Raw genomic sequence first — 9655 nt, forward strand, 5'->3', positions numbered from 1 at the left:
GACTTCGGCAGCCTCGTCGGCTCGGGTGAGCCGCGGAACGACACGGAGGCGACGCTGTGCGCGGTGTTCGCGGACGTGCTCGGACTCGATCGGGTGGGCGTCGAGGACGACTTCTTCGCGCTCGGTGGCGATTCCATCGTGTCGATCCAACTGGTGTCCCGGTTGCGGGCCGCCGGTCTGCAGGTCAGCGCGCGGCAGGTCTTCGAACTCCGCACCGCGGCGGGACTCGCCGCGCTCGCCGGCATCGCGGAGGCGCCGTCGGCGACCGTCGGAACGGCGGAGGCGGACGCCGTCGGCGACGTCCCGCTCACCCCGATCGTCTGGGAGCCCCTCGAATGGGGCGGCGACATCAGCCGCTTCTCCCAGGCCCGGCTGCTGGTGGCACCGCTCGGCCTGGACGTCCCGGTGCTCGAACGGGCCGTCGAGGGTGTGCTCCGGACGCATCACCTGCTGCGGTCGCGGTTCGACGTCGTGGGCGGCGCACCGGAATGGGTGGTGCCGGAGACGGTCGGTGCGGTCGCACCGCTCGTGCGCCGGGTCGACGCGACTGCGTTGCCCGCGGACGGATGGCAGGAACTGTTCACCGCCGAACGGGAGCGGGCCTACGCGTCGCTGGACCCGGCGGCCGGGGTGATGCTGCAGGTGGTGTTCTTCGACTTCGGACCCGGCAAGCGGGGGCGGGTCTTCGTGGCCGTGCACCACCTCGTGGTCGACGGGGTGTCGTGGCGGATCCTGGTTCCGGATCTCGCTCTCGCCGTCACGCAGGCCACCGCCGGGGAACCGGTGGCGCTGGAGTCGGCGGGAACGTCGTTCCGGGCCTGGGCCGCCGGGCTCGCGGAGGCCGCGACCACCGAGAAGATCACGGCGGGCTGGTCGCACTGGCAGGGCGCGGTCGAGGCGGACGAGCCGGGGCTCGGCGTGCGCCCGCTCGATCCCACGCTGGATACGGTGTCGTCCACGTGCTCGATCTCCGTGCGCGTGCCGACGGACGTGACGGAACGGGTGCTCGCGGCGGGCGCCGTCAACGACGTCCTGCTGACGGCGCTGGCGCTGGCGGTGGCGTCCGAGCGCGGCGGCGACGTCGTCCGCGTCGATCTGGAGGGGCACGGACGTGAGGAGCAGGTGGTCCCGGGAGCCGACATCTCCCGCACCGTCGGCTGGTTCACGTCGATGTTCCCGGTCGCCCTCGACCTGGGCGGGATCGACGTCGCCGACGCGCTCGCCGGGGGACCCGCGGCCGCCGATGCACTCGAGCAGGTGTCCCGGTCGTTGCGGGCGGTGCCGGACAACGGAATCGGATTCGGTCTGCTCCGTCGTCTCAACCCGGAATTCGCCGATCGCTTCGACGGATACCGGGTGCCGGCGGTCGTCTTCAACTATCTGGGCCGCATGACGCTCGGTGAGTCCGCCGGTTCGGCGTGGTCGGGGGCGCCCGAAGGGGTGGCGCTCGGCGGCTCGGTGGACCCCGCAACCCCCCTCGACCACGTGTTGCAGGTGGATGCGATCACCGAGGACACCGCGGGCGGACCGGTGCTGGACTGCGAATTCGCGGCAGCGGACGGTGTTCTCACCGCGGAATCCACCCGCGCTCTCGCGGACCGGTGGGTACAGGCGGTGACCGCGCTGGTCGCGGTCTCGTCGGAAAAGAAGTAACCGACATCATTCGGACAGTCGACAAGGGAGATGGCATGACCGACAACAACGGAACACTCGACAGGGCGCAGATCTTCGCCGACACGGCGCGCGTCCTCGACGTGGAGCTGGACGAACTGGTGGCCGATGTGAGCCTGGTCGATCAGGGGCTCGACTCGGTGCGGCTGATGGCGCTCGTCGAGGAGTGGCGCAATGCGGGGGCGGATGTCGACTTCGTGACGCTGGCCAGCACACCGGTGCTCGACAACTGGGTCGACGAGCTCGTGGCGAAGTGACCCGGGGCCCGATCACTGTGCAACTCCTCGACAAACTGGTCATCGACATCGACCCGCTGCGGTCCAGCCGCGAGTTCCGGTACATCTTCGTCGCCCGGGTGGTGTCGATCTTCGGGCTCGGCTTCCTCGTCGTGGCGATCCCCCTGCAGATGTACGACCTCACTCGCTCGACCGCCCATGTCGCGGCCGTCGCAACGGTGCTGGGCCTCACCACGTTCGGCGCCACGTTCGTCGGCGGCGCCCTGGCGGATCGGTGTGACCGGCGACGTGTCATCGCGATCGCCCGCGGCACCGCCGGCGTGTTCTTCGCCGTGCTGGCCGTCAACAGTTTCCTGCCCGAACCGCAGGTGTGGGTGATCTACCTCTGCGCCGTCGTGGACGGGGCGTGCGGCGGCATTTCGGCGACGGCCCTGATGGCCGTGACCCCCAGCCTCATTCCGCGGGACAAACTGGCCGCGGCAGGGGCGTTGATGGCCCTCACCGCCGATCTGGGGTCGATGATCGGTCCCGCGCTCGGTGGCGTCGTGATCGCCCTCGGCGGCGTGGGCGCCAACTACACGCTGGCGGCGATCACCACCGCGATCACGACGTTCTGCATCACCCGGCTTCCGTCGCTGCCACCGCCCAACGAGGTGTCCGAATCGCCGTTGCGCTCGGTGGCCGGGGGATTCCGGTTCGCGATCGGTGACCGCGTGATCGGCGGGTTGCTCCTCGCGGGATTCGTGTCGATGCTGCTCGCCGGCTGGGCGGTCCTCATTCCGGAGTACGCCGGCGAGGTGCTCGGTGTCGGCCCCGCGGCCGTGGGCCTGCTGTATGCGGCGCCCGCGATCGGTGCGGTCGCCGGGTCCCTCACCAGCGGCTGGACGGGGACGGTGCGACGCTCCGGGCTCGTCGTGTTCCTCGCGATGCTGATCTCCGCGGCCGGACTGGTCGGGGCGGGCGCCGTCGGATCGGTGATCGTCGCCGTGGCCGGCCTCCTCGCGCACGGCTTCGGTGAGGCGGTGGCCGACATCCTCCGCTTCGCGACGGTCCAGAAGTACACGCCGGACGAGTATCACGGGCGCATCGCCGGGGTGTGGACCGCGCAGGTCACCGCCGGCGCGTCGGTCGGCGCGTTCGTTGCGGGCGTCGTCGCGGCCGTGGTCCCGGTGCACCTGGCGCTGACCGTGTACGGGGCCACCGGGCTGGTGGCGACGGTCCTGCTCTGGGCGATTCTGCCGACCCTGCGCCGACTGGACGAGAGCCGGACACCGGCGCCCGTGGCCTGACCGCAAAGGTGTTCCCGCGGACAGCTGTGGTTCAGTCGGCGTCGAGCGAGTAGAAATGCAGCATGTCCGAGTCCGACCAGGGTTCGACCCAGCGTGACCCCGCCGCGAGCATCGAGTCCGAGCTCGAGGACGAAGGATTTGCGGACTCGCGGGTGGTGGGCCGCGGTGGTTTCGGCACGGTATATCGGGTCGAGCAGGTGTCGTTGCACCGTACCGTGGCGATCAAGGTCATTCAGTCGGAGATCGATCAGGACGACCGCGAACGGTTTCTGCGGGAGCAGCATGCGATGGGGGTGTTGTCCGGGCACCCGAACATCGTCACCATCCTGCAGTCCGGCATCACCCGGTCCGGGCGTCCATACCTGGTGATGCCCTTCCACGCTCGTGGATCCCTCGATGCGCGGCTGCGCAGCGACGGGCCGGTGGACTGGCGGACGGCAGTGACCGTCGGCATCAAAGTTGCGGGCGCCCTCGAGGTGGCGCACCACAGCGGGATCCTGCACCGCGACGTCAAGCCGGCCAACATTCTGCTGACCGACTACGCCGAACCGGTACTCGGCGATTTCGGAATCGCCCGGGTCCCGGGGAGCTTCGAAACCTCCCGCAGCGTCGTCACCGGCTCACCCGCGTTCAGTGCCCCGGAAGTGCTGCAAGGCAGGCCCCCGACCGTCGCGTCGGATGTGTACTCGCTCGGCGCGACACTCTTCGCTCTGGTCACCGGTCACGCCGCATTCGAGCGCCGCGCCGGCGAGAACGTCGTGACTCAGTTCCTCCGCATCGTGCGTGATCCGGTCCCGGACCTGCGCGAGACCTTCCCGGAGGATCTGTGCGGTGCACTCGAGCACGCGATGGCACGCGATCCGAGCGACCGGCCTCCCACCGCCGCCGATCTCGGTGACGAATTGCGGCGAATCCAGCATCGGCGATCACTTCCCGTCGATTCGATGGCGCTGCCGGGGGCCCACACGCGGGTTCCGGGCCCGAGCGGGGACGACGACGCCGGGAGCACGAACGGGCCGACCGGTACGCGGCGGGTACCGATCCGGGACGGCGCGGGAAGCCGGCTGCCACCCAGCCCCGCGACCAAGTACCGGCCGCCGACGACGATCCGGCCGCTGGTCGAGCGGTCTCGGCTGATCGCACAGTTGCGGGCAGGTCGGGACCGCCGGCTGATCGTGATTCACGGTCCCGCAGGTTTCGGGAAAAGCACGGTCGCCGCGCAGTGGCGAGCCCAACTGCTCGCCGAGGGCACTGCCGTCGCTTGGCTCACCATCGACCGCGACGACAACAACGTGGTCTGGTTCCTCGCGCACCTGATCGAGGCCATCCGGCAGGTCCGGGCCTCTCTTGCCGAGGAATTGGTCCAGATTCTGGAAGGCCACGGGAACGACGCCGAACGGTTCGTGCTCACCTCGCTGATCGACGAGATCCACCACAGCGGCCGGCGCATGGCTCTGGTGATCGATGACTGGCACCGCGTCACCGACGCCGCCACCCTCGCCGCGCTCGGGTACCTGATCGACAACAGTTGCCACCATCTGCAGCTCGTCGTGACCGGGCGAACCGGATCCGGCCTCCCTCTGAGTCGCATGCGGGTGCGCGACGAACTGGTCGAAATCGACTCCGCAGCTTTGCGATTCGACGACGTCGAAGCGCACCAGTTCTTCGTCGAGCTCGGGGGCCTGCCTCTCGGTGACCCGGACATCTCCCGCATCCTGCGGTCGACCGACGGGTGGGCGGCCGCGCTGCAGCTCGTATCACTGTCATTGCGCGGGCGCGCTGACGCCGCCGGCTTCATCGAGAAGCTGTCCGGCCGATACCACGCGGTCGGGGACTACCTCGTGCAGAACGTCCTGGACTCCCTCGACGCGGGGACACTGGACTTCCTGCTCGCGGTCTGCGTGCCCGAACGCATCTGCGGTGACCTCGCATCCGCGCTCACCCGGAGTCGGACGGGTCGAGCGATGCTCGAGGACGCCGAGAAGCGGGAACTGTTCCTGTACCGTGCCGACGACGACGGGGACTGGTACCAATTCAGCAGCGTCTTCGCAGAATTCCTCCGCTCCCGCCTCGAACGCGACCAGCCCGATCGGCTGCGCGAACTTCACAGCACCGCGTTCCGCTGGTTCGCCGAGCATCAGCTCCTCAACGAGGCGGTCGACCACGCACTGGCCGCCCGAGAGGAAGACGACGCGGTCGATCTGGTGCAGACCCACGCGATGGTGCTGGAATCACACGGGCAGATGGCCACCCTGCTCGGTCTGGTCGCGAAACTTCCGGAAGAGAAAACCCTGACGCGTCCACTGCTGCAGACCGCGGTGGCGTGGGCGAACGTGTCGCTGCACCGGTCCACCGCGGCGCAGGCGGCGCTGGACCGGATCGACACCTTCCTCGCCCGCACCGCACCCGCCGAACCGGAATCGATGTCGGCCGTGGAGGCGGACGTGCTCCGGGGCGTCCTCGCCGTCACCACCGACCACACCGACGGCGTGGAGGAATTGGTCGCACCGTGCCTGACCAGCCCGGATGACCACACCCCGTGGCTGGTGTCGGTGGCGGCGAATCTGTCGTCCTTTGTGAAGATCCACCGTTTCGAGTTCGACGAGGCGCGTGCGCTGCAGCGGTGGGCGGCCCCCTACCATCGGCGCTCCCACGGACCGTTCAGTGCGGTCTACGGATCGTGTTACGCAGGCCTGGCAGCCACCGAGCAACTCGACATCGCCGCCGCCGAGGAGAGCTTTCAGCACGCGTTGCGGGTCGCGAGGGAATCGATGGGCAGCCGATCCCATGCGGCACGGATGGCCGGCGCACTGCTCGGTGGCCTGCGCTATGAGCAGAACCGGCTGGACGAGGCGGGACGACTACTCGACGAGAGTCGCGAGTTGGGATCGGAGATCGCGCTCGTCGACTTCATGATCGCGATCTATGTGATCGGCGCGCGGGTCAAGCACCTCACCGGCGACACGGCGTCGGCGACCGCCCTGTTGACGGAAGGGGGCGACATCGCGCAGACCATGTCACTCCCACGACTGGCGGCCCGGGTCGACGACGAACGAGTCCGGCAGGGTCTCGTCCCCGACGTCCCCGACGTCCCCGACGTCCCCGACGGGCTCGACGTCCGAGGTCGGGGTCTGCCCCCGCCGGTGACGGCCCCACGAACCGCGCCCGCGAGCGGAATCGCGACGATCACGGCGCAGACGCGAGAGATCTCCGCGATCCGGCTGTTGCTCGCCGATCGCACCACCGCCCGGGCGGAGGTCGCCTGTGACCGGGCTCGGGCACTGGTTCAGACCACCACGGTCCAGGCTCGGCCGAGGGCGCTGGTGGAGGCGAACGTGCTGTTGACGGCGTGCCTCGCCGCGACGGGCCGGATGGCGGAGGCCGAACAGGTGCTCGCTCCGCTCGCGGCGACCTGCTCCCGGCTGCACGTTCCCCGACTCCTGCTGGACGCGGATCCGTCCGTGCGGCGGGTGGCCGCATCCCTGCGCGATGCCCACAGGGCCGGTCGCTGGCCGGCGCAGTGGCCGGCCGTGGCTCCCGACTTCCTCGACACGGTGGCGCACCCTGCCTGATATCCGGGCGGAAATTCACCCGAGATCGTTATCGCACGACGTCTGCGATCGACCTGGCCGGCAGAGTGGGCCGGATCGAGGCGTGCTGGGTTCGTTGCTCGAAATCCTTGGCCATGGAGAGTAATTGGCTTTCTGCGCGGTGCCGTCCGACGATCTGGACGCCCAGTGGCGTCCCCGCCGTGCTGAAGCCGGCGGGCACGGCGATCACGGGGTGACCGGTAACGGTGACGTGGCACGCCGTCTCCATCCACCCGAGATAATCCGGCTGGGGAAGCCCGCACACGAATGGGGGATATTGCAGGGTGGCATCGAAGGCGGGCAACGGTGCCACCGGGAGGATCAATCCGTCGTAGGCGCCCAGAAATTCTCGCATCCGATGAAACAGTTCGGTGCGCAGCAGTGCCGCGCGGCCGACCTCGCGGCCGGACAACCGGCGGCCGGCCAGCATGTTCTCGTACAGGCTGGGCCGGACGAGGTCCGGGTGCGCGTCGAAGAGGTCACCGAGCGCTGCTTCGAACTGCCACGCGCGGAGCGTGCGGAAACATTCCCCGGCCCCGTCGAAGCTGGGGCACGCTTCCTCCACGAGAGCCCCGGCGTCCTGGCAGGTCTTCGCGGCCTGCTCGACGAGCCGCCGGACCTCCGGTTCCACCGGCACGCTGCCGCCCAGATCGGCGGAGAAGGCGATCCGGCGCCCGGCCAGACCGTCCTCCGCGATCGACGCGAAGCCGGCTCCGTCCTCTTCCAGGCTGAGGGGCGAACGGCGGTCCGGGCCGGCGATGACGGACAACAACAGCGCAACATCGTCGACGCAGCGCGCCATCGGCCCCTGCACCGACAAGCCGCACCAGCCGTCCGCCGCCGGGTACACAGGCACACGACCGGCGCTCGGACGCAGGCCGACCACATTGCAGTACCCGGCGGGCAGGCGCAGAGACCCACCCATGTCGTTCCCGTCCGCGACCGGATGCATTCCGGCGGCGAGAGCGGCGGCGGCACCACCGGACGACCCGCCGGCGGTGACGCCGAGGTCGTACGGATTGCGCGTCGCCCCGAAGAGATCGTTGAACGTGTGCCCACCGGCGACGAACTCCGGAACGTTGGTCTTGCCCAGGGTGACGACTCCGGCGTTCTTCATCCGTTCGACGATGAGATCGTCCCGGTCGGGTACGTACTCGGCACGAATACGCGAACCGAACGTGGTCCGCACTCCCTTGGTGAGGTGGTTGTCCTTGTGCGCCACGGGTATCCCGTGCAAGGGTCCGTCCCAGCCGCCGGCAGCGAAGCGTTCGTCGGCCGCTGCCGCCTGTTTCATCGCCGCGTCGGGAAGGTAGGTCGCCAGCGCATTGACGGCGGGATCGACTTCTTCGATTCGCGCGAGGTGCGCGGCCGCGGTTTCTCGGGCGGACAGCTCGCCGGCGCGCATGAGGGCGGTGAGCTCGGTCGCGCTGCGGTAGTACAGCGGTTCCGGCATGGATGACCTTTCGTCGAGTGCAACGGTCGGGGAGATTCTCAGGTTCGTCATCAGTTCGTGCGCCTCGGGTGGCAGGCCGCCCGTCCGACCGGGTTCGGGAAGTTCGAACCACAGCTGCAGACCGCCCTGCGTCACGATCAACCGATGCGTGTGCTCTCGACTCCATCCGGGAGACCGAGACGCTCCGCTGCCGGGGAGGCCGGCGGCAGCGGCGGCGGCACGCGCGGGGACGATGTCCGCGATCCGAGGCCCTCTGGCCCAGGTCGGTGTGTCGGCCCGGTCCAGCTCGTCGGCGATCATCGATCCGATTCTTCCTGCCACCGACCGGTGAGTGTCCGGTGCGCCCGCCGGTCCGAGCCCCCCGGTGAGATTGTCGGAACTCACCCGCAGAACCCAGGACGCGCCGACTCTGGTGGGCGTGTTGAAGCGGTGCCCGGGCCAGTCGTTGTGAGCGTCGACGTGCACTGCCGCGTCGCGACCGACTCCCAGGTCGGTCACGGACCGGCGGGAATAGGCGATCTCGCGGGCGACGGGGTCACCGACCCCGAGGTCGCAGAGCAGGTCGAAAACCCGACGCGGCGCAGCCCCGCCGAATCCCACCTGCACGTCGTCGATGGCCAGGACATCCCCGGTGCTCAGCTCCCACAGCAGGTGCGGGACGATCAGTGATCCGGACGGCGTGGTGGTGAACCTGCTCGGTTCGTAGCCGGACGACCAGAACACGTCGTTGGCCGCGAACCCGGCGACTATCCGCGTCACCCGGGCGTCGAGCTGGCCCAGACGGCGCAGCGCGGAGCCCTGATCCGAGTGGATCACCGCGGGCCCCGGCGCTCTCCGGACTGTTCCGTCCTCGTGGCCGGTCATCTGCCCCAGCGACTTCCGGCTACTGCGCTGTATTCGCCCGCACCCAGATCGAGTAGGGCATTGTGCGCAGTGACGAACGGTTCGAGGGGGAGTCGGGTGATGCCCGCACCGACCTGTCCCACTCCCGCATCCCGGTGCGCGAATCCGTTGTTCACGACGGGGGCGATCCCGGTGCGCGTGACGGCTTCGACGTCGATTCCCATCGGTGTTCCCCTGAAACCCTCGCCGGGGACGAGGAACCGGCTGCTGCCTCCGCGGGTGATCTGACGCATCTGCGACACGTAATCCTGCAGGACATCGGGGCTGCCACCGATGTAGGAGCTGATGGCCGGTGCCGCCGACAACGCGAATGCACCGAGCCCGATCACCTCGGTCACCAGCGAATCACCCATCATCGGGCAGGCGTCGTCCACGGTGTACCCGTCGAACAGTTTGGGTTCGCCCAGCGGCGCCGGCGCCGTGAGCCAGGAGTCGAGACCGCTGACGCGAATTCCCATGCGCCGGCCGTTTCCCGCGATGGCGGTCACCAAGCCGCGGGTGCCGCAGTCGTGT

General features: G+C 69.4%; 6 protein-coding genes. 4 read left to right on the top strand and 2 right to left on the bottom strand.

Features of this window, described 5'->3' with window-relative positions; genetic code table 11:
• From ACFTZB_RS38105 to ACFTZB_RS38120, 4 genes are all read left to right on the top strand, one after another.
• Positions 1 to 1653, top strand: a 1653-nt coding sequence (locus ACFTZB_RS38105; RefSeq protein ID WP_378439949.1) for a condensation domain-containing protein, incomplete at its 5' end; no start/stop codon positions are given.
• Positions 1654 to 1688: 35 nt separating this feature from the next.
• Positions 1689 to 1928: a phosphopantetheine-binding protein gene (locus ACFTZB_RS38110; protein WP_378439951.1), complete on the top strand. Its 240-nt coding sequence runs from the start codon at positions 1689 to 1691 to the stop codon at positions 1926 to 1928.
• A 17-nt stretch (positions 1929 to 1945) separates the two neighbouring features.
• On the top strand, positions 1946 to 3196 hold the full coding sequence (gene entS, locus ACFTZB_RS38115) for an enterobactin transporter EntS (RefSeq protein WP_378439959.1): 1251 nt from the start codon (positions 1946 to 1948) through the stop codon (positions 3194 to 3196).
• A 62-nt stretch (positions 3197 to 3258) separates the two neighbouring features.
• Positions 3259 to 6768: a protein kinase gene (locus ACFTZB_RS38120; RefSeq protein WP_378439953.1), complete on the top strand. Its 3510-nt coding sequence runs from the start codon at positions 3259 to 3261 to the stop codon at positions 6766 to 6768.
• Between the two features lie 28 nt (positions 6769 to 6796).
• Here ACFTZB_RS38120 and ACFTZB_RS38125 read toward each other — a convergent pair whose 3' ends face one another.
• Together ACFTZB_RS38125 and ACFTZB_RS38130 are read right to left on the bottom strand one after the other, a co-directional pair.
• Positions 6797 to 9103: an amidase gene (locus ACFTZB_RS38125; RefSeq protein WP_378439955.1), complete on the bottom strand. Its 2307-nt coding sequence runs from the start codon at positions 9101 to 9103 to the stop codon at positions 6797 to 6799.
• The coding region (locus ACFTZB_RS38130) for a DUF1116 domain-containing protein (protein ID WP_378439957.1) at positions 9100 to 9655 on the bottom strand (556 nt) is incomplete at its 5' end. The genes ACFTZB_RS38125 and ACFTZB_RS38130, both read right to left, overlap by 4 nt.

It is taken from the genome of Rhodococcus sp. NPDC057014 (assembly GCF_042673295.1).
Classification (GTDB): Bacteria; Actinomycetota; Actinomycetes; order Mycobacteriales; family Mycobacteriaceae; genus Rhodococcus_F.